19 protein-coding genes and 1 tRNA gene are annotated in these 25,232 nt (G+C 43.1%); 9 read left to right on the top strand and 11 right to left on the bottom strand.

All coding sequences use genetic code 11. The features are described 5' to 3' along the window. Positions 1–38 precede the first annotated feature (38 nt). On the top strand, positions 39–1,109 hold the full coding sequence (locus VR862_RS14485) for a PepSY-associated TM helix domain-containing protein (RefSeq protein ID WP_324721734.1): 1,071 nt from the start codon (positions 39–41) through the stop codon (positions 1,107–1,109). Between the two features lie 77 nt (positions 1,110–1,186). After that, complete coding sequence (locus VR862_RS14480) at positions 1,187–2,050, top strand: sigma-70 family RNA polymerase sigma factor (RefSeq protein WP_011708302.1); 864 nt, start codon at positions 1,187–1,189, stop codon at positions 2,048–2,050. 148 nt (positions 2,051–2,198) lie between these two features. Here VR862_RS14480 and VR862_RS14475 read toward each other — a convergent pair whose 3' ends face one another. Further along, positions 2,199–2,327 (bottom strand): hypothetical protein, encoded by a 129-nt coding sequence (locus VR862_RS14475; RefSeq protein ID WP_324721731.1) that lies wholly within the window; start codon positions 2,325–2,327, stop codon positions 2,199–2,201. A 121-nt stretch (positions 2,328–2,448) separates the two neighbouring features. Here VR862_RS14475 and rpe point away from each other — a divergent pair, with 121 nt between their 5' ends. Beyond that, positions 2,449–3,111, top strand: coding sequence for a ribulose-phosphate 3-epimerase (rpe, locus tag VR862_RS14470; RefSeq protein WP_324721729.1), 663 nt, complete (start codon positions 2,449–2,451; stop codon positions 3,109–3,111). Further along, positions 3,098–4,084: a YpdA family putative bacillithiol disulfide reductase gene (locus VR862_RS14465; protein WP_324721727.1), complete on the top strand. Its 987-nt coding sequence runs from the start codon at positions 3,098–3,100 to the stop codon at positions 4,082–4,084. Before rpe ends, VR862_RS14465 begins: the two co-directional genes overlap by 14 nt. Positions 4,085–4,489: 405 nt before the next feature. Here VR862_RS14465 and VR862_RS14460 read toward each other — a convergent pair whose 3' ends face one another. Both VR862_RS14460 and VR862_RS14455 read right to left on the bottom strand, forming a co-directional pair. Continuing rightward, positions 4,490–6,616 (bottom strand): Tex family protein, encoded by a 2,127-nt coding sequence (locus VR862_RS14460; protein ID WP_324721726.1) that lies wholly within the window; start codon positions 6,614–6,616, stop codon positions 4,490–4,492. Positions 6,617–6,722: 106 nt separating this feature from the next. Further along, positions 6,723–7,085: a hypothetical protein gene (locus tag VR862_RS14455; protein WP_324721725.1), complete on the bottom strand. Its 363-nt coding sequence runs from the start codon at positions 7,083–7,085 to the stop codon at positions 6,723–6,725. 225 nt (positions 7,086–7,310) lie between these two features. Here VR862_RS14455 and VR862_RS14450 point away from each other — a divergent pair, with 225 nt between their 5' ends. The 3 genes from VR862_RS14450 (at position 7,311) to VR862_RS14440 (ending at position 9,692) form a co-directional block, all read left to right on the top strand. Further along, positions 7,311–8,864 (top strand): protein adenylyltransferase SelO, encoded by a 1,554-nt coding sequence (locus VR862_RS14450; RefSeq protein ID WP_324721724.1) that lies wholly within the window; start codon positions 7,311–7,313, stop codon positions 8,862–8,864. A 174-nt stretch (positions 8,865–9,038) separates the two neighbouring features. Further along, positions 9,039–9,161: a hypothetical protein gene (locus VR862_RS14445; protein WP_324721723.1), complete on the top strand. Its 123-nt coding sequence runs from the start codon at positions 9,039–9,041 to the stop codon at positions 9,159–9,161. Between the two features lie 457 nt (positions 9,162–9,618). Beyond that, positions 9,619–9,692 (top strand) — tRNA-Arg (locus VR862_RS14440). Positions 9,693–9,947: 255 nt separating this feature from the next. Here VR862_RS14440 and VR862_RS14435 read toward each other — a convergent pair. The 6 genes from VR862_RS14435 to VR862_RS14410 are packed head-to-tail and all read right to left on the bottom strand — an operon-like array spanning position 9,948 to position 19,054. Next, positions 9,948–10,934, bottom strand: coding sequence for an aldo/keto reductase (locus tag VR862_RS14435; protein ID WP_324721722.1), 987 nt, complete (start codon positions 10,932–10,934; stop codon positions 9,948–9,950). A 15-nt stretch (positions 10,935–10,949) separates the two neighbouring features. Beyond that, the gene (locus tag VR862_RS14430; protein ID WP_324721721.1) at positions 10,950–13,820 is read right to left on the bottom strand and encodes a glycosyl hydrolase 115 family protein; all 2,871 of its coding nucleotides are present in this window, start codon (positions 13,818–13,820) and stop codon (positions 10,950–10,952) included. 3 nt (positions 13,821–13,823) lie between these two features. After that, complete coding sequence (locus VR862_RS14425) at positions 13,824–14,960, bottom strand: endo-1,4-beta-xylanase (protein WP_324721720.1); 1,137 nt, start codon at positions 14,958–14,960, stop codon at positions 13,824–13,826. Continuing rightward, a complete protein-coding gene (gene uxuA / locus VR862_RS14420) occupies positions 14,957–16,132 on the bottom strand; it encodes a mannonate dehydratase (RefSeq protein WP_324721719.1) in 1,176 nt (391 codons plus the stop codon). The genes VR862_RS14425 and uxuA overlap by 4 nt, the downstream gene beginning before the upstream one ends. A gap of 1 nt (position 16,133) precedes the next feature. After that, positions 16,134–16,877, bottom strand: a complete 744-nt coding sequence (locus VR862_RS14415; protein ID WP_324721718.1) for an SDR family NAD(P)-dependent oxidoreductase — start codon at positions 16,875–16,877, stop codon at positions 16,134–16,136. A 5-nt stretch (positions 16,878–16,882) separates the two neighbouring features. After that, complete coding sequence (locus VR862_RS14410) at positions 16,883–19,054, bottom strand: alpha-glucuronidase family glycosyl hydrolase (protein WP_324721717.1); 2,172 nt, start codon at positions 19,052–19,054, stop codon at positions 16,883–16,885. A gap of 172 nt (positions 19,055–19,226) precedes the next feature. On the opposite strand from VR862_RS14410, the gene VR862_RS14405 reads away from it, so the two are divergent. After that, entirely contained in the window at positions 19,227–21,434 is a 2,208-nt protein-coding gene (locus VR862_RS14405) for a glycoside hydrolase family 3 N-terminal domain-containing protein (RefSeq protein ID WP_324721716.1), read from the top strand. A gap of 109 nt (positions 21,435–21,543) precedes the next feature. Here VR862_RS14405 and VR862_RS14400 read toward each other — a convergent pair whose 3' ends face one another. Continuing rightward, positions 21,544–22,629, bottom strand: a complete 1,086-nt coding sequence (locus VR862_RS14400; protein ID WP_324721715.1) for a LacI family DNA-binding transcriptional regulator — start codon at positions 22,627–22,629, stop codon at positions 21,544–21,546. A gap of 109 nt (positions 22,630–22,738) precedes the next feature. Continuing rightward, the gene (locus VR862_RS14395; RefSeq protein WP_324721714.1) at positions 22,739–23,458 is read right to left on the bottom strand and encodes an NUDIX hydrolase; all 720 of its coding nucleotides are present in this window, start codon (positions 23,456–23,458) and stop codon (positions 22,739–22,741) included. 159 nt (positions 23,459–23,617) lie between these two features. Between VR862_RS14395 and xylE the strand changes: the two genes are divergently transcribed. After that, on the top strand, positions 23,618–25,231 hold the full coding sequence (gene xylE, locus VR862_RS14390; RefSeq protein WP_324721712.1) for a D-xylose transporter XylE: 1,614 nt from the start codon (positions 23,618–23,620) through the stop codon (positions 25,229–25,231). Position 25,232 lies beyond the last annotated feature (1 nt).

Raw genomic sequence — 25,232 nt, 5'->3', positions numbered from 1 at the left:
AACGGCAGCTATGGGCTCTACCATAGCTGCCTTTTTCTATGAAAAACAGAAAGATCCTTAAATATCACTCTTATGCAGGCCTCATAGCAGGTCTTTTCCTGATATTAATGGGAGTGTCTGGAGCCATTTTGGTATTTCAACATGATATTGAAGATTTCCAGTGGCAGGAATATACTGAAGTTGAAGATTACAAGGGACTGAATATTGACCTTGGAGTCTCTACCATTCAGGAGAAATATCCTCATTGGGATACAAGGCTGATGCATTTTGAGGAAAATGAAGCCTTGATCTTCAACCTTAGAAAACCCACAGAAAGACTGTTTGTCTTTGTACACCCTTCCACAGGAGAGATCATTAAAGAAATAAATGAACTTACCACCTTCACCAGATGGCTTTTGAAGTTTCACTACTCGTTCCAGGTCGGTCCTGCGGGAAGGATCCTGGTATTTATTATCGGAGTACTTTTTCTCTTTTCCCTCTTAACAGGAATTTACCTCTACAGGAAAAGCATTATCAAAACCTTCACTTTTAGAACCCCTGTTTTGCACAAATCAAAACGGACTTTTTACTCTTCCCTGCACCGTATAGTTGGCACCTGGGCTTTGCTCTTCAACCTGGTACTGGTGGTGACAGGAGTTTTTCTTTCCTGGACTGTAGCTGCTGCGGGATTAAATCCCCCGGCTGCTCCCAAAACTCCGGTTGTTAAAGCCCCGGTAAAGAATTTATTGGAGGAAATACGGCATGAGTATCCGGAATTTTCTCCGACCTATGTAAGACTACCTCTTAATCCGGAAGGACATCTTATTGTCTATGGCCTTTTTGATGATGATCCATTTTACTATTCCGAGTTCTACAACAAAATAAGCGCGAATTTCAATTCGGGGGAAATTACAGGTGTTACCAGAATTCAGGAAGCCGATCTTCAAACGAAACTTTCCAGCACCTTAATCCCCCTGCACTTTGGGCAGTATGGCGGAATTTGGACCAAACTACTCTACTGCATTACAGGCCTCACGGGACCCTTTTTATCGGTTACAGGCTTCTTGGTCTGGAAGCGGGGAAAACCGGTTAAAAAACCTCGCAGGAAAAAAATTTTTCATTATCTTTAATTCTTGTAACATTTCCAACCCTTCTTACGTATAACTATTACAAGAGTTATTCTAATTAAAATCCAAGGAGACGATAGATGAGACAACTTAAGATTACGAAGCAGGTAACGAATCGTGAAACTGCTTCGCTGGATAAGTATTTGCAAGAAATAGGTAAAGTTGACCTGATCACCGCAGATGAAGAGGTGGAGTTGGCACAACGAATTAAAGCGGGTGATGACCGTGCTCTGGAGAAACTAACAAAGGCGAACCTTCGTTTTGTGGTATCTGTGGCAAAACAATATCAAAACCAGGGGCTAACCCTTCCCGACCTTATAAATGAGGGAAATTTAGGATTAATTAAAGCTGCCAAACGATTTGATGAGACCCGTGGTTTCAAATTCATATCCTATGCCGTTTGGTGGATTCGCCAGTCTATACTACAGGCTTTGGCAGAGCAGTCGCGTATTGTACGACTGCCGTTGAACAAGATCGGTTCGATAAATAAGATCAACAAAACTTTTGCTTTTCTTGAACAATCACATGAGCGTCCGCCAAGTGCAGAGGAAATTGCAAAGGAATTGGATATGACCATTAATGACGTAAAGGAATCCATGAAGAATTCCGGCCGTCACGTATCCATGGATGCGCCGCTGGTAGAAGGTGAGGATTCAAACCTTTATGATGTATTGCGTTCAGGAGAATCTCCAAACCCGGATAAAGAACTTTTACACGAATCCCTTCGCACTGAGATCGAGCGTGCTCTTGAGACGCTTACTCCCAGAGAAGCCGATGTAATTCGCCTTTATTTCGGCCTGGGAGACCAACATCCTATGACTCTTGAAGAAATTGGCGAGACTTTTGATCTAACAAGAGAAAGAGTAAGACAAATTAAAGAAAAAGCTATTAGAAGGTTAAAACACACCTCCAGAAGCAAGATCTTGAAAACATACCTGGGTTAATACCCGGTAACGAAGCAACAGTTGATTACTGTTCGTTTTTTGATTGATTGATGAAGAACCCCGGCTGATTACCGGGGTTCACTTTTTTTGGGTATAAATAGGTTTGACTGTAAAGGTCAACTCCTCAATTAAAAATTTCCTGGCTCCCTTAATGCTCCCAGGGATAATTAATGACTCCTGTTGCTATTAGGATAATTATCAAGATGAGAATAAGGACAGCAACAAAACAGCCCATTTTTCCGTAGTTACTCTTATTGCTTTTTTCTTCTACTTCCATAGTTTCATTTTTTGGTTGATCTATTCTAAATATACAAAAATCTTCCTACAGGAATTCACCCACGCCCAATCAACTCTTTTAGTTTATTTCTTGTTACTTTTGCAGAACTAGAAAGAATTTCATGAAAAACAGACTTATAGCCCCTTCTGTATTAGCTGCCGACTTTGGCAATTTGCAGCGTGATCTGGAGATGATCAACAATAGCGAAGCCGATTGGTTTCATATAGATATTATGGACGGAGTTTTTGTTCCGAATATCTCTTACGGAATGCCCGTTCTGGAAGCTATAAACAAACATGCAAAAAAAACTATTGATGTTCACCTAATGATCGTAGATCCTGATAGGTATATCAAAGAATTTGCTGCCCTGGGAGCTACCAACCTTTCTGTACATTACGAAGCCTGCACGCACCTTCACCGCAGCCTTCAGGCTATTAAAGCTGAAGGCATGAAAGCCGGGGTAGCTATTAACCCCCATACTTCTGTAGATCTTCTTGAAGATGTCATTAACGATATCGACCTGGTATGTCTAATGAGTGTAAATCCAGGCTTTGGCGGACAAACCTTCATAGAAAACACTTTCAACAAAGTGAAAAAACTGAAGGATATAATTCAGCGCAACAATGCATCCACTCTTATTGAAGTTGACGGCGGAGTGACCGACAAAAATGCTGCTCGACTGGTTGAAGCCGGGGCAGATGTGCTGGTAGCCGGAAGTTTTGTCTTTAAAGCTGAAGATCCTACTCAAACCATTAAAGAACTAAAAGCTCTTGTCAACAAATAACAGGCAACAACCATACGATCTCATAATCGTGGGCGGCGGACCTATTGGCATCGCCTGCGCCCTGGAGGCAAAAAAGCATGACCTTACATACCTCATTTTAGAGAAGGGAACGCTGGTGAATTCTCTTTACAATTATCCGGCGAACATGACCTTCTTTTCAACTTCCGAAAAACTGGAGTTGGATGAGATCCCCTTCATCAGCACCAATCCTAAGCCACACAAGCAAGAAGCTCTCGAATATTACCGGCGCATAGTCACCTCCAACCATTTGAATATTCAGCTTTTTGAGAAGGTAGAGAAAATAAAAACTGAAGGAGAAAATCAGCATAAGATCACTACCTCCAGGAATTCCTATACCTCCAAAAATGTCATTATTGCCACAGGTTTTTATGATATCCCTAATTACATCAATGTTCCGGGAGAAGAACTGCCAAAGGTGGCACATTATTACAATGATCCACATTTTTATGCAACGCAGAAGACCATTGTAGTAGGCGCAAGTAATTCGGCTGTAGATGCGGCTTTAGAGATCTACCGCAAAGGCGGAGACGTCACCATGGTTGTGCGCGGTCCTGCCATAGGAGAGCGAGTAAAATACTGGGTCAAACCAGATATCGACAACCGTATCGACGAAGGCAGCATAAAAGCCGTTTTTAATGCCAAAATAAAAGAAATTAAAGAGCACGAAGTGATCATCTCGTCCAAAGAAGGGGATCAAAGCCTGGAAAACGACTGGGTGCTTCTCCTCACCGGTTACCGCCCGAATTTTGAATTTCTGAAGAGCATGGGCATCAAACTTTCAGACGACGGCAGAAGGATCCCTCAATACGATCCCGAAACCATGGAAACCAACATAAAAGGCATCTACCTCGCCGGAGTCATCTGCGGCGGTACCGAAACACATAAGTGGTTCATTGAGAACTCGCGGGTGCATGCCAAAATGATAGTTAGTGATATAGTTGGGAGTTCGTAGTTTGGAGAAGCTTTTGACTTTTGGCCGTTAGCATTTGACACAGTCCGGTTACCGGTTGCCTGTAGCCCGGTTGCCTGTTTCAAAAATGGATTCATAAATGTTGCAGGTTGCGGGTAGCAAATAGCCTTAAAAGTTGCACGTTAGCCGGTTATGCGTTTTTTTCTTCAAAAACAACTGACCACTGGGCAACCAGGACCACTTCTTCTAACTTTGCACTTCAAAGATCAAACATCCGTCACTGCATATCTGCCGTCCTTTTCCTGTTGTATTTGCAGGTCGGGACATATACGTTTAAAGTTGCCTGTTGGAGTGGTTACAGCGTTCATTTCCTCGAACCCACTGATCACTGAGCACCGAGCACTGGCTACTTCCTTCTAACCTCGTCCTTCTAAAATCTAACTTCAATTAGTCGATCATCGACAATTGTATCCTCTTCCTCGCCTCATCCACCTCCATTACAGCTACCTGTACGTGCTGGTGCAATTTCACCACAGAATTCACATCGCTCACGAACTCATTTTTCAGTTTGGAGATGTGGACGAGTCCGCTTTCTTTAATACCGATGTCTACAAAGCAACCGAAGTTGGTAATATTATTCACGATCCCCGGCAGCTTCATTCCGGGCTGAAGGTCTTTAATGGTTTTTACTTTGGGATCGAATTCAAAGACTTTAGCCGATTTTCTTGGATCCACTCCGGGTTTTTCCAGCTCGCCCAGGATGTCTTTAATAGTAGGTAAACCTACAGTGTCAAAAATGTAATTTTCAGGAGATATTTTTGACACCAGCTCCTTATTCCCAACCAGGTCCTTCAAAGGAACTTGTAGGTCTGCAGCCATTTTTTCTACTATAGAATAACTTTCAGGATGAACGGCCGAATTGTCCAGCGGATTTTCAGAAGCAGGCACTCTAAGGAATCCTGCAGATTGTTCAAAGGCTTTGGCTCCCAGTCGCGGGACTTTCAGCAGCTCCTTCCGCGAAGAAAACTCCCCGTTCTCACTTCTGTAGTTCACTATATTTTCGGCTAAAGCAGGACCAATTCCGGAGACATAGCTCAGCAAGGCAGCACTCGCGGTATTCAGGTTAACTCCAATTCCATTCACACAACTCTCCACTACCCTATCCAGTTCGGCCTTGAGCTTAGATTGATCTACATCGTGCTGATACTGCCCCACTCCAATGGATTTGGGATCAATCTTCACCAGTTCAGCAAGCGGATCGGCCAATCGGCGGCCAATGGAAATTGCCCCGCGCACTGTGACATCATAATTGGGAAATTCATCCCTGGCAATTTTTGAAGCCGAATAAACCGAAGCTCCGGCCTCGTTGACCACGAACACCTGCACATCCCTGTCAAAACGAATGTTTTTAATAAAGAATTCAGTTTCACGAGAAGCTGTTCCGTTGCCAATTGCTATGGCTTCAATATTATAGGCATTGACAAGAGATTTTACCTTTTTTGCGGCCATAGCCACCTCCCTTTGCGGCGGGTGAGGATAAATGGTCTCATTGTGCTGCAAATCCCCTTTCTCATCTAGACACACCAGTTTACAACCCGATTTAAATCCGGGGTCACACGCAAGAATTCGTTTATTGCCCAACGGGGGCGCAATAAGTAACTGCTTCAGGTTTTCTGCAAAAACTTTTATAGCCTCCTCATCGGCCTTTTCTTTTGCAGCAACAAGTGCTTCATTGGAAAGCGCAGGAAAAAGCAGTCTCTTAAGTGCATCCTCCATGGCCTCTGTTATGTGGGAAGTACCTGAGCTCTCTTCATTTTTTAAAATATATCTTGCAGCAAGTTCAAAGGCTTTCTCCTTTTCAACCTCAACCTTAACACGAACATAACCTTCATTCTGAGCCCGTAAAATTGCCAGAAGACGATGAGAGGGAATGTTTCTAAGTCGCTCCTCCCATTCAAAAAAGAACTTGAATTTCTGAGCATCTTCCTCTTCTGCTTTTTTCTTGACTACAGTTGAAACAATTTTTCCATGCAGCTTAAAAAGGGTGCGCAACTTTTTCCTTACCCCCTGGTGTTCGCTGATCCATTCTGCAGCAATGTCTCTTGCGCCAGAAAGTGCTTCTCCGATCGAGCTAACGTCTTTACTTACGTACCTCCTGGCAGCGGCTTCAATATCAGGGGAATTTTGTGCCATCAGCATTTTTGCCAGTGGCTCATGTCCCAGTTCCCGGGCGGCATCGGCCTTTGTTTTCCGTTTCTTTTTGTAGGGCAGGTAAAGATCTTCCAGCTGAACAAGATCTTTTGCACTACGTATCTTTTCCTCCAAATCGCCGGTAAGAGCGTCCTGTTCAGCTATAGCTTTTAATACACTCGCTTTTCGCTTTTCCAGCTCCTCAAATTCAGTTTTATGTTTTGCAATCTTAGCAATCTGCACTTCATCCAAATTTCCCGTCCTTTCTTTGCGATAGCGGGAAATAAAAGGAATACTGGCGTCCTCGTGGAGTAATGAGAGGGTATTTTCTATACTTCTCTGCGGAAGGTGTGTTTGGGCAAATATATATTCTGAAGCTGTCATAATTTAGCTGAAGTTGAACCCACAAAGATAACAGCCTTTCACTTTTCTCAATGAAAAAGCCTTCCGAATAGATCTTCAGAAGGCTCAAGGCAATTTGTAAATTGTGCTATACCAGTACTACATCTTCTATTTTATTTGCATTGCCATAGCCTGCAAGCAATTTTCCGTAGAACTTCAGGTCAAGATCGTCACTTCTTAAAGATTTAGTTAATTGTGCAACTGCTTTTTTAAGTGGGATCTTATGCACCGTAATTTCAGGATAAGCGGTAACTTCTTCTTCTTTTTCCACGCCTACCTCTATGCAGTTAGACTTTTTGTCGTAGCACACGAAAGCAGCCTGGTAGTTGTGTTTAATAAGTTCTTCAAGAGCCTGCGGGAGCTCGTCGCATTCCCGGCACTCTTTGATCTGGTACGGAAGTAGGTTCCGTACCTGATTCTGAATGTCATTTTTGCTTTGATATGAGACCATTTTCTTTCAATTTTTTTCTAAAAATATATCAGATCATGCTGTCGCAAATACATTTTAATTTAGGTTTAACTTAAATTCTTGTCATTGTCTAAGCTGCTGTTAATTTTCTAAAGAAAATTCCCACTTGTGCCACTTCTGTTTCTCTACATTTGTAAGTAAAAGAGGGTCGAAAAGACTTCCGCTTTATACTCCGGAAAGTTTTGTATTTTCAGGGAAAAATAAGCTATGCCTGCCATTGCAGAAAAAGATCTTAAAAATGAATTTGTTGAAGCTTTTGATGGAGATGACAGTGGTGATCGCACTCCTCGCCAAACCCCAGGAAAACTCTACAGCAAAGCAGAACCTACTCCCGTAGCAAACCCAAAGCTCCTGGGCTGGTCGACAGATCTGGCAGAAACTTTGGAAATTGAAAGCCCAACAGATAAGGATGTGGAAATCCTGGCCGGTAACAGCCTCACTCCTTCCATGTTTCCCTATGCAGCCTGTTATGCGGGGCACCAATTTGGTAACTGGGCGGGGCAGCTCGGCGATGGCCGGGCAATTACTTTGGGAGATTGGAGTTCGAAAAATGGCATTTTTGAGCTGCAATTAAAAGGGGCGGGGCCTACCGCATATTCCCGGCATGCCGACGGGCGGGCGGTACTTAGGTCTTCTGTTAGAGAATATTTGATGAGCGAGGCCATGCACCATCTTGGAATTCCTACTACCCGGGGCCTGGCCCTTGTTTCTACCGGAGACCGGGTTTTAAGGGATATGTTTTACAACGGAAATCCCCAATATGAACCTGGCGCAATAGTCACCCGCGTAGCTCCTTCGTTTTTGCGCTTCGGAAATTTTGAGCTGTTGGCGGCACAGCGTAATTTCAATCAACTGGAGCAACTGGTGAACTGGACAATTAGCCGATATTATCCGCATCTCACCGGGGACGACAGGATCCTGAAATGGTTTGAAGAAGTAGTGGCAAAAACAGCATTTTTGATGAGCGAGTGGCAGCGGGTAGGTTTTGTTCACGGAGTAATGAACACCGATAATATGTCTGTTCTCGGCCTCACCATAGATTACGGTCCTTTTTCTTTCCTAGACAACTATGACTACAACTTCACTCCAAATACTACCGATCTTCCAGGTCGCCGATATGCCTTTGGCAATCAGCCGTCCATTGGCTACTGGAACCTCGGCAAGCTGGCCAACGCACTTTCTTTGTTGTTTGAAGATACCGACGGACTGGAAAATGCGCTCAATTCGTATGAAAAAACATTCTGGGATCATTACTATTCAATGATGGGCAGGAAACTTGGGCTCGACCAAATTAAAAAAGAGGAAAAAGAGCTTATTTCAAGATTTGAAAAAGTACTTTCTGAAATTCAGCCCGACATGTGCCTTTTTTACAGGTTACTTGCAGATGTTTCTATAAAAGCTACTTCGGAAGAAATTCTGCAGCATTTTAAAAAGGCATTTTACCAGCCCTTAAAACCCGAAGAGCAGGAGCAATTTATCAGTCTAATTACTGATTATTCAAAAAGGCGAAAAAACAACAGCATTTCTGCTGAAGCTTCCCGCCAGCTGATGAATAAAAATAACCCGAGAATCATCTTAAGAAATTACCTTCTGCATCAGGCTATAGAGGAATTAGAAAAAGGCGAAAAGGAGCTTTTCGAAAAACTGCAGAAAGCAATGAAGAACCCTTATGCTTCTGAAGGATTTGAGGAACTGGTAGAGAAAAGACCAGTTTGGGCCGAGACAAAGGCCGGCTGCTCGATGCTTTCCTGTAGTTCATAAAGACTTCTTTTAACGTAATATTTTAGGATCGCTCCGACACCTCCAGGTATTTTGTACTCAATTTCAGACATTTAACAGTAGTAGCTTTGGCAGAGTCTTAAAATTTTATAAATTAGAGTAATCCTCTCTTAAGAATTTTAAGGGAGTCAAACCTAACCTCTAAAATTGGAAGCCATGAGCCGACACAAGAGAAATTCAGGAGAAAAGGAAAAGGTAACAGATTTCGAGATCTGGTCTGACCATTGCCTTGTAGCTGCACTGTTCATCTTTTTAGTGCTGCTTGGTTTTATAGTGTAAGTGTAACTTCATTTTTGAACATAAAATATAGAGCTCCGGAAATTCCCGAAGCTCCTGGTTTTTTTAGTTTTTTAATCTGCTGCATTTTATGCCAGGCGGCCATGATGAACCTATTTTCCAAACAAAACCGGAAGTATATCCAAAGCAAGATTATTTATAAGAGCTTCTGTCTTATCTAGATGCTGAGGAAAACCCGGACTTCTATCAAACAAAATTCTATACCCCATTTTCCCCTTCATCGTCAAATCCCTAAAAATTGATTCTTTGTTACAGGCTGAACTATTGCCTGAATCACTTCACTTTCAGGGACCACGTACCTCGTCTGCCACAGGCTGTAAATTTCGTACTAGGGCTTTTAAAGAACGGGGTTTTATGTTTAGAAAGGAGAAAAATATTTAAGCCTGGAATAGGTCGTGAATCTTAAAATTATTTCTAAATTTGGCCCTTAAAATTAGCAGGCCGCGTAGTTCAACTGGATAGAATATCAGATTTCGGCTCTGAGGGTTGGGGGTTCGAATCCTCCCGCGGTCACATCAAGCAGAAAGTCTGCAGCGCAAGCTGCGGACTTTTTTATTTCCCGAAAAAGCTGAGCTTGCTCAATGTTCTTGTAATTCAGGATTTAAAAATCAGGATTCGAGATTTCTAACAAACCAATCTTGAATTTCAAACGACCAAATTTTCTATTTGCAGAAAGGAGCGTAATGAGTGACACCGCAGGCTAATTCTCCTGCGGTTACAGTGCTCAGCGAGAGCTATCTTTTCAAGAGGAATATTCTTGATCACAACTTACCACCTTTGATGTACCTGTGGCTTGATGTACTTCTCGTAAATCCTCTGCATTTCAATTTTCTGTTGTGTAGTAAGTGGAGGTGCATCGTAAATAGATAAATTTGATTCCACTTGCTCGGGTCTAGAGGCGCCGGGAATGACACAGCTCACCTCTTCAAACTGAAGAATCCACTGTAGCGCGACCTGCGCTAAATTTAAAGACTTTGGAAAGATCTTTTCCAATTCCCGAACCGCTTTTAAGCCGGTCTCATAATCCACCCCGGCAAAAGTTTCACCTTTATCAAAGGCTTCTCCGTTCCGGTTAAAGTTTCGGTGATCATCTTTGTCAAACGGGGTGTCTTCAGAGAATTTTCCGGTGAGGAGTCCGCTGGCTAAGGGCACTCTTGCGATGATCCCCACATTCTTTTCCTTTGCTTCCACAAGCATTCTTTCCTTGGGACGTTGCCGGAAGATATTGAAGATCACCTGTATTGTCGCTACATTATCATATTCCATAGCTTTGATCCCTTCCTCCACTTTTTCCACACTTACTCCCAGGTTCTGGATCTTTCCCTGTTGCTTGAGCCTTTCAAAAGTTTCAAAGATCTCCGGACGGTAATAAACATCGGTAGGAGGACAATGCAGCTGAATGAGATCAAGCGTCTCCAGTCCCATTCTTTTCAAGGTATCTTCAACAAACTTTGTCAGAACCTCCGGCTTGTAGCCATCATTTGTATGCGGATTGATCTGCCGGCCACACTTGGAAGCTACATAGATCTTCTCAGATCTTGATCTAACTACCCTTCCTACAGCGGCCTCGCTAAGGCCATTTTCATAGACATCGGCAGTATCGATAAAATTAACTCCTTTGTCTATGGCAGAATTGATGATCCTGTCGGCATTCTTGTCATCAAAACCACTGCCCCATTTCCCTCCAACCTGCCAGGTACCAAGAGAAATTTCAGAAATTTTTAATCCTGTCTTTCCTAAAATGCGATATTTCATCTTCTTTATTTTTTTCTAATTCGTTTTTGCACTTTCCGGAGGTCCTAAATAAGACTCCTTTACTTCCCCTGTTTTAAGGATGATCTTCTGCAAAACAGGTCCTGTCTCCACCGCCCATATCTTGAGGGTATGTGCTCCGGGTTTTCCCAGGTCAAGCTTTGTCACCACCCTGGTCACATTATTACTTACGGAAGCAGACCAATCATCTGGTGTATTTTCATGCATGTTGAGCATTTGAAGTTGCTTATCATCTAAAGAAACAGCCAATTTAAGTCCGCCCTTGTTCAGGTAGTCCAGAGTTGGTGATAGCAACAATTCCAGGTCTGCTTCTCCACCACTTGTAGTGAAAATGTTATAGGCAAGGTAGGGATTCTCTTTGCTGATTCCTTTGTGCACCGGCTCATTAGGATAAGCTGCCATAGCTGAACCTGTTCTTCCCAGGTTTGGAATCAACTCCCAGCCCCGGCCGTTCTTCTGCACGTTTTCTGAAAAGTTAGCAGCCTCTATTGCTATATAGTTATTTCTTTCTACAAAACCTGTTGCTTCTCCTGTCCTAAAATTATTAATTGGCACCTCCACCTCAACAGATTCTCCGGCTCCGTGTACAGTAATTGTTCCGGTTTTTTTACCTTTTGGCACCTTGTCCCAATTCACCTTCACATAGATCCTCGACTGATCGTCTACAGTTCCCTTTACTTCTGAAACCTCCAGCCATTTATTCCTGTTTCGGATATTAAAATTAAACGGCTCCTTTCCCTTATTGAAGATCTCGATGTAGTACGATTGATCATTATAAGGATCAAGAACAGGCAGGGTAGCAGTTGCACTTGCTGTCGGAAATGTTTGTTCCGACCCTTCCAAAGCAATTCCCATTTTAGCCTTTTTTGGAAGGTGAATTTCTTCAACTTCAGGCATGTTGTTCTGCTCGGGTTGCTGCCAGTAAGTGTAGCCAATATGAGTTTGAGACATCATGTGATTCCACTTTCCGTCTGCCAGATCGGTATGAAATTCTTTAGTAAGCGCCGCATCCTTTTCAAAAAGTACTTTTACTCTTTCGGCGTACCTGTTGGTTGCAGCCCTGCCCTGTTGTGAATAGAGCCTGTTCTTTGCCGCCGCTACATAAAGTTCGTTCAGGTTAGCTGAAGCCTTAACAGGAAACAATACCAGCTGATAAAAAGCATCTTTATATTCCTCTTCCAATGCTGCATAGACCTTTTCTGCCCGGTCCACCAGATTGTTGTAATCTTCTACAATTCTTTCAGCCTCATTAAAATTTGTCAAGCTGTAGGTTTCAGGACCTATAAGCTCAGGCTTTCTCCTGCTATTGTATTTGGTGTATGTAAGCAGCAGCCCGGCTATTTCTTCTGAAAACTGCTCATTAAATTGCTTTTTTGACCACTCTACAGTATAATCCTTCAGGTCATCAGCAGAAATTTTTTCAGGATCCCAGGCATAGTCCAGGAAGAAGCTAATAGGAAATTCCATGGGTTTGATATCTCCCACATTCACCATCCATAATTCATCTGCTCCATACCGGTAGGCAAGATTCATCTGCTCCCACACCCGGGAAATCTGAGTGGTGTTGATCCATTTATAGTTCCGTGGACCTCCAACATAGTCGTAATGATAATAAATTCCGTAGCCGCCTTCTCTTCGTTCATCTTTGGGGTTAGGAAGTTTCCGGATGTTTCCCCAATTATCGTCTGCCAAAAGCAGTGTTACATCATCGGGCACCCGCATCCCCTGATCGTAATAATCCTGAACTTCCTTGTACAGCGCCCATACCTGCGGAGTTTCTTCGGAAGGTTTCCCTGTAACATCGGCAATGATCTCGCGCTGGTCTTTTACTATGGTCTCAAGCAGCTCAACGGCAGTGTCCTCGCTCATGGGCTCATCACCGTCCCCGCGCATCCCTATGGTGACCACACTCTCATTGTCTCCCATTCTTTCAATTCCCCCTCTCCAGAATTCCCTGAGATTTTTCGGATTTTTATTGTAATCCCAGGCCCCTTTCCCATAGCGTCTCCATTCATCATGTGCTCTCATTAAAGGCTCATGGTGCGAAGTTCCAATAACTACTCCGTATTCATCGGCCAATTCCGCATTTATAGGGTCATTATCGTAAAAGGCGCGGCCCCACATAGCAGGCCATAAATAATTTCCCTTAAGCCGAAGAATAAGCTCAAAGACGTGCTCATAGAATTTGCTGTTAAAGCCTCCAAAGTTCTCCCCCGCCCATCCGGAAAGGGCCGGAGCTTCATCATTGATAAAGATCCCCCTGTATTTCACTTTTGGAGTGTCATCTGAAAATTTTCCGGGTTTGATGTAGAGCTCTTTAGCCTTATCTGCCGGAACATCGGCCCAATAATACCAGGGAGAAACCCCTATTTCTTCTGAAACATCGTAGATCCCGAAAATAGTTCCGCGTTTATCGCTTCCAACAATAACCAGGGCCTGATCAACTCCGGGAAAAGGTCTTTCTACAGTCTGAATGGAAAAGGTTTCCCACTTTCCTTCAATTTCTGAAATATCCAGTTTTCCCCTATCAACAAGATCATCAATCAAGGTACTTTTCCCGAGGGTTCCAATAATCACCGGTTTTCCATCGGGAATTTCCGGACCTGTCTTAAGAGCAGGAAGCTTGCCGGTCACCCTTTCTACATCTTCAACAAAATCCTGTGCTACTCTATGAACTCCTTTATAATCGTTTTGAGCAACGTAAACAGTGGCGGCACCGGCTTCAGAAACAAGGGGAAAAAATGCCTTTTTTGGAACAGTAGTTACGAAAGACTCCTGTGCACCTACTGAAGCAATGTTTAAAACTACCAGAAGCAGCCCCAGCAGAACCGGTTTTTTTGCACTAAAACTGAAAGGTAATCGCCTCATTTCTTAATTTTCTACTTTGCCAAAATCGATCACTTCGTAGTACGCTTTCTTGGGTTCAAAGTTTTCATTAAATAGCAGAGGATAGTTCTTTCTACCTTCTACAGGATAATGGTCAAGCCAGGTGTACCTGTCGGACAGATTCCAGAAAGTAACTCCCGTAAGAACATCCTTATAATCTCTAAAGACCTCGAAGAACATATCATAAGCTTCGATCTGTCTCTGTTCGAGCTCGGGCGTGAACTCGTCAGATTCTCCTGGCTTTAGATCCCGTTGTTCCTTTTCCCATGGATAAAGGGAAACATCGAGCTCGGTGATCTGCACATCCAATCCCAGAGAAGAGTACATATCAAGCGCCTTTCGCAGCTCTTCTTCCGAAGGACCATAAATAGACCAATGGCCCTGGATTCCCACGCCGTCTATCGGCACATTATTTTCCACAAGGTTTTTCAGCATTTTGTAGATCCTGTCCCTTTTTTCGGGAATGATGGCATTATAGTCATTGTAATAAAGTTTGGCGTCGGGATCTGCAGCACGTGCATACTCGAAAGCTTTGGCTAAAAAATCCTCTCCAATTATCTCGAGCCAATCCGACTTGCGGAGTAATTGGTCAGGATTGTCGGAAATTGCCTCATTCACCACATCCCAGGAATAGATCGTGCCTTTATACCGGCCCACTACAGAATCAATATGGGTCTTCATTCTCTGTAACAGTTCTTCCCGGTCTACCTGACTTCCATCCTCATTTTTAAAGATCCAATCTCCTGCCTGCTGATGCCAAACCAGGGCATGACCTCTCATTTTAAGATCATTTTCTTCTGCAAAAGCGGCAATTTTATCGGCTTCCTCCCAGTTGAACCTATCCTTCTCCGGGTGAATAGGCCCCATCTTCATCACGTTTTCCGGGGTAATGCTGTTAAAATGTTTAAGTAGAAGATCTGCAGATTCTCCTTCAACAGTATTAGGAGCCACTGCAACTCCCATGGGAAAATAACCTTCATAATAATCCTTAAGTCCCGGCTCCTCAGCTTCGGCCGCGGCGACTGCCTGCTCTTCTTCTTCAGTACCAGATTTACAACTCAACAATGTTCCCGTAACCAGCAGGAAGAGAGCTGCTTTTTTTAAGCTTTTTAGATCTTTCATTTCTTATTTATTAATTCTTCTAAACCTATTTCGAGTCCGCGCAATTCAGCCAGGCCTTTTAACCTTCCTATATACGAATAGCCGGCATAGTAGTTTTTATCCCTTTCCATTGTGTGGAGGTAACCGTGGTCCGGGCGCATGGGCAGGCTCAGTTGCCGCTCCTGCATGAGTTGCAGGATATTCTTTACCACTTCAGTCATTGGCACATCTCCATCCAGGTGGTCTGATTCTCTAAAAACTCCGGATTTTTCTTTTCGCACATTCCTTAGGTGTAGAAAATGAATGCGGTCGCTAAAATTTTTAAAGATCTCTAAAAGGTCATTTTTTGGATGTGCTCCCAAAGAGCCGGTACAATAGCAAAGTCCGTTGGCTTTGTTATCCACATTTTTCAGGATAAAATCTATATCCTGCTGGGTACTCACTACCCTGGGAAGCCCAAGTACAGGAAAGGGAGGATCATCGGGATGTATGGCCAGATTTACCCCGCTTTCTTCGGCTACAGGCGCCACTTCAGCAAGAAAATTGATGAGGTTATCCCTTAATTTATCTTCGTTGATATGTTTGTAAGATTCCAGCAGTTCAAGGATGATCCCGGGTGTGAAATTCTCAGTGCTTCCCGGCAGTCCAAGAAGAATGCTGCGGAAGAGCTCAGCCTTTTCTTCTTCGGAAAGTTCCTTTTCCAGCTTTTTTGCTGCGGAAATGACTTCTTCGGAATGATCTTTTTCAGCTGAAGGCCGCTTCAGCAAAAAAAGATCGAAAAAAGCGAATTTTACAGGGTCGTATTCCAGCACAAGTGCGCCCTGCTCGTTTTCGGCATAATGTTCTGTCCTAACCCAGTCCAGGATGGGCATAAAATTGTATGCCACCACCGGAATTCCGCATTTTCCAATATTGCGCAGGCTTTCCTTATAATTATCGATGTATGTCCCGTAATTTCCTGAAGCTTTTTTGATATCCTCATGCACCGGCAGGCTTTCTATCACGCTCCATTCCAGCCCGTGAGCCTCAATAGTTGCTTTCCTCTCTAAAATGGCATTTTCGGTCCAGATTTCTCCAACCGGGATCTCGTGCAAAGCAGTTACTATTCCACTAATGCCGGCCTGCTTCAAGTCCTTTAGCGACAATACATCATTGGGCCCGTACCATCGCATGGTTTGTTTCATTCTATACATATCAAAAACCTATGGAATTGCCTCCATCTACAGGTAGAACCGTTCCTGTTGTAAACTTTGATTCAGAAGTAGCGAAGTAGAAAACAGCATCAGCTACATCTGAAGGTTCTCCTAACTTACCCATTGGTGTTCTGGAAAGAACTCTTTTCTTTCTCTCCGGGTCGCCATCCAACGCCTTACCGGACATATTAGTTTTTATAAATCCAGGAGCCACAGCATTAACCCTGATCCCAAATTGTGCCAGGTCTACAGCCATGGCGCGGGTCATCCCATCTATAGCTGTCTTACTGGCAGAATAAGCGATCACCCTTGGAATCCCGTATTGAGCAGCCATGGAGCTAATATTTATAATACTGCCAGAGCCATTCTCCTTCATCACTCTGGTGACCTCCCGACTTATCGCAAAAAGCGCCAGAACATTCGTGTGAAGGATATTCTGAAACTCCTCATTTGTCACTTCAAGGAAGTCTTTTTTCATGTTGATCCCTGCATTGTTCACCAGTACATCAATTCTTCCGGCTTCTTTTGCCACTTTTTGAACAGCAGCAGGAATTTCCTCCAGGTTATTGAGGTTAAGAATGAAGGGCCTGGCATTTGGCCCCAGCTCCTCGCAAGCCTGTTTTGTTTTTTCTTCATTTCTTCCGTTAACGTAGGTAATTATCCCGTTATCGCAGAATTTCTTTGCAGTCGCAAAACCGAGTCCGGCATTCGCTCCGGTTACAATTGCGATTAGTTGTTTCTTCATACTTATTAGTTCCAGGACGGGTTTATGCCAGGGGCATAAGGGTGATTAAGGGATTTATAATATTCCAGATCATGTTCGGGTTGCGGAACCGAATCCGGTAATTCCATATCTGAAAATTTTTGGAAGTAGCTTAACACAGCATCTCTCCACCATTTGGCTTCTTTCAACTGAATGTCGAGGAGCATAGAAACTCTCTCATACCTTTCCTTGTCTACATATTCTTCCATCTCTTCCCAGGTGGATTTCATTTCTTTAACATCCTCTACCCCTTCCTGATGGGTGAGCGCCAGATTCGTCCACAGGGTTTTTCCATTCTTCATTTCATAATCCCATGGTAAATGATGGAACCACAAGAGGTATTTTTCCGGAGTGGTTTCTGGAGAGCTGTACTGCTGGCTAATAGGTTCGGCATATTGCTCAAGAGCATTACTTCCGGTAGCTGTTCTGTCAAAACCAACCCCTAAAGAATCAGCTTTGTGGTAATAAACCGGATTCCATTCAGGGCGGCTTAGATCATCTACCCACGGACCGGGACCGTAATGGTGACCTGTAGCCATGATGTGATGCAAGCCCAGCGGGGTCATATATTTTACCACAGCTTCCCTGGAATTGAGCATCTGCTCCTTCATTGGCTCTACAAATTCATTGTCATTTGAAAATGTCATTTTAAGCCACTCTTCGGCGATCTTCTCCGAGCTTAGGTAAGGATCCCAGGCAAGTCTCCCAAAGCCGTACCAGTTGGCCTGTCCAAAAGGATGATTTGTCCAGTTCTTTGCAGTACCAATATTGGCCACGCCGGCCATGCCAGTTAATTTCTTGTTGTGGAGACTACCATCTATGACCTTTGCCACTGTTGAGCCTTCTCCTTTTACGAAAGTATCTTCATCTAATACCTCTTCAAATAACTTCGGAAGAAAGACGAGATGAGAACTAAAACCGAGATATTCCTGGGTAATTTGAAATTCCATCATCAACGGGGTATTTGGCATTGCTCCGAATATAGGATGAAAGGGCTCTCTTGGCTGAAAATCTATAGGTCCATTCTTAACCTGAACAAGTACATTATCCCTGAATTGCCCATCAAAAGGAACAAATTCAGAATAAGCCTGTTTTGCCCGGTCGTCGGGATCATGTTCAGAATAAACAAAAGCCCGCCACATCACAATGCCGTTGTGTGGCGCAACTGCTTCTGCCAGCATATTTGCACCATCAACATGAGATCTTCCATAATTATTTGGACCGGGCTGTCCTTCGGAATTTGCTTTTACCAAAAAGCCTCCAAAATCGGGAATTGTAGCGTAGATTTCATCAGCTTTATCTTTCCACCACTTCCGGACTTCAGGATCAAGTGGATCTGCTGTTGCAAGATCTCCAAGTTCTAAGGGAGCTGAAAATCTTGCTGTCAAATAAACCTGAATTCCGTAAGGTCGAAAAATATCGGCCAAAGCCTTGACTTTTTCGATGTACATGGGAGAAAGCACCAGCGAACTGGCATTTACATTGGTAAGTACAGTTCCGTTTATTCCTATAGAAGCATTTGCACGGGCATAATCCATGTATTCTGGTTTAATGAGTTCAGGTAAGTGATGCCAGTCCCAGATTGAAAATCCGGCATAGCCCCTTTCTACGGTTCGATCAAGATTATCCCAGTGATTAAGAACCCTTTTTTGAATTTTTGGAGCATCTGCAATGTAGATCTCCTCGATTTTGTTGTGTAATTGCAGTTCTCTCATAAACCTGAAGGTCCCGTAGAGCACTCCCACTTCGGATTTTCCGGTAATGACGATAAGGGGAGTATTACCTATTTTGATTTTCTTAATGAGAAAACCTTCATCATTTATCTTGCTATAATCCTGTTCCAGAGCAGGCAAAACATAAGCCGGTAAATCTTCTTTAGTTCCCAGCACCAACGAATTTGCCTTGATAGAGATCTGTCTTTTTAATTCTTTTTTGAAGAAACCCTGGTGCGCCCGCATTATTTCATTGGAAGCAGCCTTAAGAGTAGGGCTATCGCCAAATACCATCAATCCTGAAACATTTTTGAGGTACTCTTTGGACAACTTCTGATCTTCTATTTCATCATACTGGAGCCATAGATCATAGCCTCTCTGGGAGTATCCATTGAAGGTAAGTACAAGCAGAAGAAGGGCTAAACTGATTTTTTTACAATACATCATTCTGGTGATAGGGGGTGGTTTAATTACATCAAAAAGGCTTGGGATGCGAAAATTAGGCAAAAAAAAGAATGGCGCAAAATAAATTACGCAATCGGTTGCGCAAAATCCTCCTTTATACTTAATTTGTTAAATAATTTTTGCAAATTTATAGTCTTAACCAACCTCAGAATTTATGATACGTTCTCTCACAAAGCCTCTTCTGCTCCTTTTGATCTGCTTCCCTTTTACAGTTTTGGGTCAGGAAAAAATTGCAACAGGAGATTATCCTTTTAAAAATCCGGGTCTTTCCACCGAAGAAAGGATCAATGATCTGGTCAATCGATTGACCCTCGAGGAAAAGGCCGGTCAAATGATGCATAACAGTCCCGCTATTGAACGCCTGGGAATTCCGGAGTACAACTGGTGGAACGAGGCATTGCACGGGATTGGCCGATCTGGGGTGGCAACAGTTTTCCCCCAGGCCATTGGTCTGGGTGCAACCTTTGATGAAGATCTTATCTTAAGAGTCGCCACAGCAATTTCAGACGAAGCCCGCGCCACACATAATACTGCAGTTGAGCATGGTTACCGCCGACAATATAGCGGGCTCACTTTTTGGACCCCGAACATTAATATTTTTAGGGACCCCCGTTGGGGCAGAGGACAGGAAACCTACGGCGAAGACCCTTACCTTACAGCTCAGCTGGGAACTGCCTTTGTGAAAGGGCTGCAGGGGGATCATCCTAAATACCTAAAGACAGCCGCAGCAGCAAAACATTATGCTGTTCACAGCGGGCCGGAAAAACTGAGACATGAATTTAATGCCGAAGCTTCTCTTAAAGATATGTGGGAGACATACCTGCCAGCTTTTAAGGCACTGGTAGATGCCGATGTTGAAACAATCATGTGTGCCTATAATGCCACAAATGGTGAACCTTGTTGCGCTAACAAATATTTACTGGAGGATGTATTGAGAGGTCAATGGAATTTCAAGGGACACGTGGTAAGCGATTGCTGGGCGCTTGTAGATTTTTACGAAGGTCATAACGTAGTTGAAACCCCCGCTGAAGCTGCTGCTCTAGCAGTGAAGCACGGCGTAGATCTCAACTGCGGGAGCACCTATTACCCCAGCCTGGTGGAAGCTGTGGAAAAGGGTCTGGTAACCGAAGAAGAAATAGACGAACGCTTAAAGGTCTTAATGAAAACAAAGTTTGATTTAGGACTCTTTGATCCTGCAGAAGATAATCCTTACTCCCAACTTTCTGTCGAAAATCTCAACACACAGGAACACAGGGAACTTGCCCTGGAGACGGCTCAAAAATCTATAGTTCTTCTCAAAAACAATGGAGTTCTCCCACTAAGAAATGATCTATCCAAATACTTTATCACCGGGCCCAATGCTACCAGTATAGAGGTTTTGCTCGGGAATTACCATGGAGTAAACCCCGATCTGGTAACCATCCTCGAAGGAGTAGCCGGAGCTATTGCACCACAAAGTCAGCTACAGTACAGGCAGGGGACTTTGCTAGACCGTCCCAATGCTAATCCCCAGGACTGGGCTTCACCAAATGCCGGAAATAGTGACGCCACTATTGCTGTACTGGGAATTTCGGGCGTTCTTGAAGGTGAGGAAGGAGAATCCATAGCCTCCGAAACATTTGGTGACAGGCTGGATTACAACATTCCGCAGAACCAGATCGACTATCTGAGAAAACTGAAGGAAGCTGCCGGAGAGAATCCTCTGGTTGCAGTGATCACGGGAGGAAGCCCTATGAACCTCGAGGAAGTACACGAATTGGCAGATGCGGTACTCCTGGTATGGTACCCCGGCGAAGAAGGAGGAAATGCCGTTGCAGATGTCATTTTTGGTAATATTTCCCCTTCAGGAAGATTGCCAATTACATTTCCAAAATCCCTGGAGCAACTTCCGCCTTATGAAGATTATACAATGGTAGGCAGAACATATAAATACATGACCGAAGAGCCTATGTACCCTTTTGGCTTTGGCTTAAGCTACACCAGTTTTGACTATTCAAATGTCACACTTTCAGAAAAGAGAATTAGAAAGGGGAAATCTCTAACGGCAAAGGTCACTGTAACTAATTCCGGAGACACAAAAGCAGAAGAGGTTGTTCAGCTTTACATTTCAGATCTAAAAACCTCTGTAAGAGCTCCAAAATATCAACTTTTTGGAATAAAAAGGGTCGAATTGGAGCCAAAAGCTTCCGAAGTGGTGGAATTTGAAATCATTCCGGAGATGATGGAGTTGGTCGACCTGGAAGGAAGAAGAATACTCGAGTCAGGTGACTTCAAAATTTACATCGGCGGATCCAGCCCGGGTCAAAGAAGTCATGAGTTGGGTATCCCGCCTTCAAAAGAAGCTGTATTTACCTTAAGGTGAGTTCTAGAAATAGAACACGAAGAACTCTCAAAAATGATATTTTTGAAGAGAAAGTATATCGCAGATTTGCTGAGCATGCCCGGTCTTGTTTTTGTTCAAAAAGATAAGATCAGGACTGGGAATGTTCGGTTTTAAATTCTTGTTCTGGCTCCCCTGCGGATTCGGATTTTGAGTTTTTGCGGCTTGAATCCCTGACAATGATCTCTGTGTCCAGCATGGTGATTTCAGATATACCAGAGTCCAGGCCAGCAGATGAATGCTCCAGAATTCTCTGCGTTGACAGTTCCCCCATTTTTCTTGCAGGATGAGAAACAGTAGATAAAGCCGGCTCAACAATGGAAGCCACAGGATCATCGTTAAATCCAATTACGGCAAGTTCATCTGGCACCTTTACTCCGAATTTTTTTGCACATAAAATAGCTCCCACTGCAGCAGCATCATTAGCAGAACATACGCCATCGGGAGCATGTGGTGATGTGAGCAATTTCTCGGTAGCAGCCATTCCCTCTTCCATGCTCAGAGTCTCCAGGCTTATTACATTTTCATCATAAATTTGAAGTCCATTTTGTTCCAAAGCATCTTTGTAACCTTGAAGTCTTAAGCTATAAACATTTATATACTTTGAGCCTGTAAAATAGGCAATTCGCCTGCACCCCTGATCGATCAAATGTTTTGCCGCTTTAAAACCGGCCGCATAATTATCTATTATTACTCTATAGGAATTGAAAACCTGGGGCACCCTGTCTACAAAAACCACGGGGATTCCTTTATCGGTAAACTGCTTGAAATGGTCTGTATTTCGGGTTTTCATTGCCAGGGAAACAATTAGACCTCCTACCCTGCTGTCGTAAAGAGCCTTTGCGTTTCTTACTTCATTCTCGTAGCTTTCATTTGACTGACTTATAAGCACATTATAATTAGCCTTGCGTGCAGTATCTTCAATGCCACTTATAAGGGTAGACATAAAAGGACTATTTATTCTTGCAATAAGAATTCCAATGGTCTTACTTTTGTTACTGCGCAAAGAAGCTGCAAGAGAATTGGGCCGGTAACCCAATAAATCGGCCGCTTTTTGTATTTCCCTGGTGGTCTTTTTTCCAATACTCCTATGGTTGTTAAGAGCTCTGGAAATGGTAGAAGGAGAATAATTCAGCTCTTTTGCCAAATCATAAATCGTAACCTCTTTTTTTTTCATGAATTGCTACTTGAGAGATAAGAATTCCTTCTTATCGGCCGTAGACAAATATAGCCAAAGTTGACCAACCGCATCAATGATCAAAAGAGAAAGTTTTAAGAGAATTTACTCAAAACTCGAAATTAAAACCCTTTTGGGTTAACTTTTTGTAGGTGTTATCGTCGAACTTGTATAGTTTTGCAGCGCGATGGGAAACATCTTTCTGCTTCTCATTCACATCTACCAGGAGCTTCATTCTCAAAAATTTTCTTCTAAAGTTAGGCTTATCCATTTCCAGATCAAGAATTTCCTCGTAGAGCTGCATCAATTGGAGAAGAGTAAATTTTTCTGGCAAAAGATTGAAACCTATAGGAGCCTGTCTAACTTTTCTTCTAAGATTTTCTATGCTGAAGTTTAAGATCTCATTATGGTCATAAATTAGCGGAGGGCAGTCTTTAATTTTAAACCACCTTGCTTCCGAGGCAGTGAACCCGGCTTTAATGCTGTAGTCCTGTCTCTTTACAAGGGCATAATATCCTACTGTGATCACTCGCCCCAGAGGAAAACGATCTGGTTCTCCAAAAGCTTTGAGTTGTTCGAGAAAGATATTATCAAGCCCCGTTAGCTCTCTCAACAAGCGATGAGCTGCTGCATCAATACTCTCTTTTTCCTGAATCCATCCTCCGGGAAGACCCCATTTTCCTTTGCTAATACCCTGAGCATGTTTGACTAAAAGAACCTCAAGACTACCGTTCTCAAAGCCAAAGATGGTGCAGTCAATGGTTATGGTGCTCATCACCGAGGTAGAAACAAGTTCTCCAGATTCAATATCTAATAATTCTTTTTTCATGGACTAGATGAATTGCGATTTAAAATTCTTCAATACTGAGAAGTTTTTAATACTGATCTGCAATTTTAAGAAGACTTTAATATTAGCACCAATTAATTGCTAAAGTAAAAATTATTATTTAAACTTGTAGTCACTTAAACCATAAGTTCCAATTTTATAATGTCAACACTTCAAACCAGCAAAAAAAGCGTGTATCTAATAACTATAGTTGCCAGCCTGGGCGGGTTGTTATTTGGTTACGATACAGCAGTTATTTCCGGGGCCGTAGGAGCCCTTGAAAATTATTTTATTTTCACTCTCGAAAACGATTCCGTATTCGCAGCGAAAAGTATTTTTCAGTTTAAAATTATCCTTAGCATCTGTATTTTCGGGATTGTCCTACTTTTCAGTTCTTTTATTCTGAAGTTCTTTAAGAAGAGTACGGCCTATACCATCATTGCTTTGTTTTTTCTAATAGGAGGAGCTTTATATTATTTCCAGTTTTTGGCTCTCCCAGATGTTCTAACAGAGAACCTAAGAAATTCAATTCTCGGGTTCATGATTAGTAGTGCTCTCGTGGGATGTATAATAGGGGCATCCTTTGGGGATAACATAGCTAATTCCATAGGGCGTCGCAATGGACTCATAGTAGCTGCGATTCTCTTTTTAATCTCTGCATGTGGCTCTGCTTATCCTGAAGCTTTGGATATTTTCCCCGGGAACAATCTTTCTGCTTTTATCATTTACAGGATCATAGGTGGAATTGGAGTAGGATTGGCGAGTATGCTTGCACCTATGTACATTGCCGAAATGGCTCCTGCCGATATGCGGGGTAAACTGGTTTCATTTAACCAGTTCGCCATCGTGACGGGAATGTTGGTGGTTTATTTTGTCAACTATTTCATTGTACGGGGACAAACCGAAACGTGGATCAATGAAGAAGGTTGGCGTTATATGTTTATCTCCGAAGCAATCCCGGCAGTTCTGTTCTTCATTTTTCTGTTGTTGGTTCCTAAAACCCCCCGTTTCCAAACAATGAAAGGACGGGAGGAAAATGCAAGGAAGGTCCTTACCCAACTTAATGGACCTGAAAGAGCAAACCAGATCTTACAGGAAATCAAGGCATCCTTCAGCAGAACAAGATCACACTGGCTATCCTTTGGCTGGACAGTGGTTATTATAGGTATCTTATTATCTATATTTCAGCAGTTCGTAGGAATAAACGTTGTACTCTATTACGCTCCAGAGATCTTTAGAGGAATGGGAATGGAGACAGACGCCTCTATGCTGCAAACCATCATCGTGGGAGCCATTAACATGCTGTTTACAGTGCTTGCGATCATGACTGTCGACAAATTTGGTCGAAGGAAATTAATGATGATAGGTAGCGCCATTATGGCAGTTAGTATGATTGGTCTTGGCTTTACGCTTTATTGGGAAGTGGAGGGATTACCGGCCTTGCTCCTCATGCTACTGTATATAGCCGCCTTTGCCATGTCCTGGGGACCTGTGGTATGGGTACTGCTATCAGAAATTTTCCCCAACAAGATCAGAGGTGTGATGGCCGTGGCTGTTGCTGTACAATGGCTGGCAAATCTAATAGTTTCCTGGACTTTCCCAATGATGAACAACAACGAGGCTTTAGTAGAAAGTTTTAACCACGGTTTTTCTTACTGGATCTATGGGGTAATGGCAATTCTATCAGGACTCTTTATCTGGAAGTACGTACCTGAAACGAAGGGAAGAACTCTCGAAGACATGGAAAATATTTGGATCAGACAAAAGCAGAACTAGC

This window comes from Salinimicrobium aquimaris, assembly GCF_035607535.1.
GTDB lineage: Bacteria > Bacteroidota > Bacteroidia > Flavobacteriales > Flavobacteriaceae > Salinimicrobium.
This window is presented reverse-complemented; position numbering and strand designations above follow the sequence as displayed.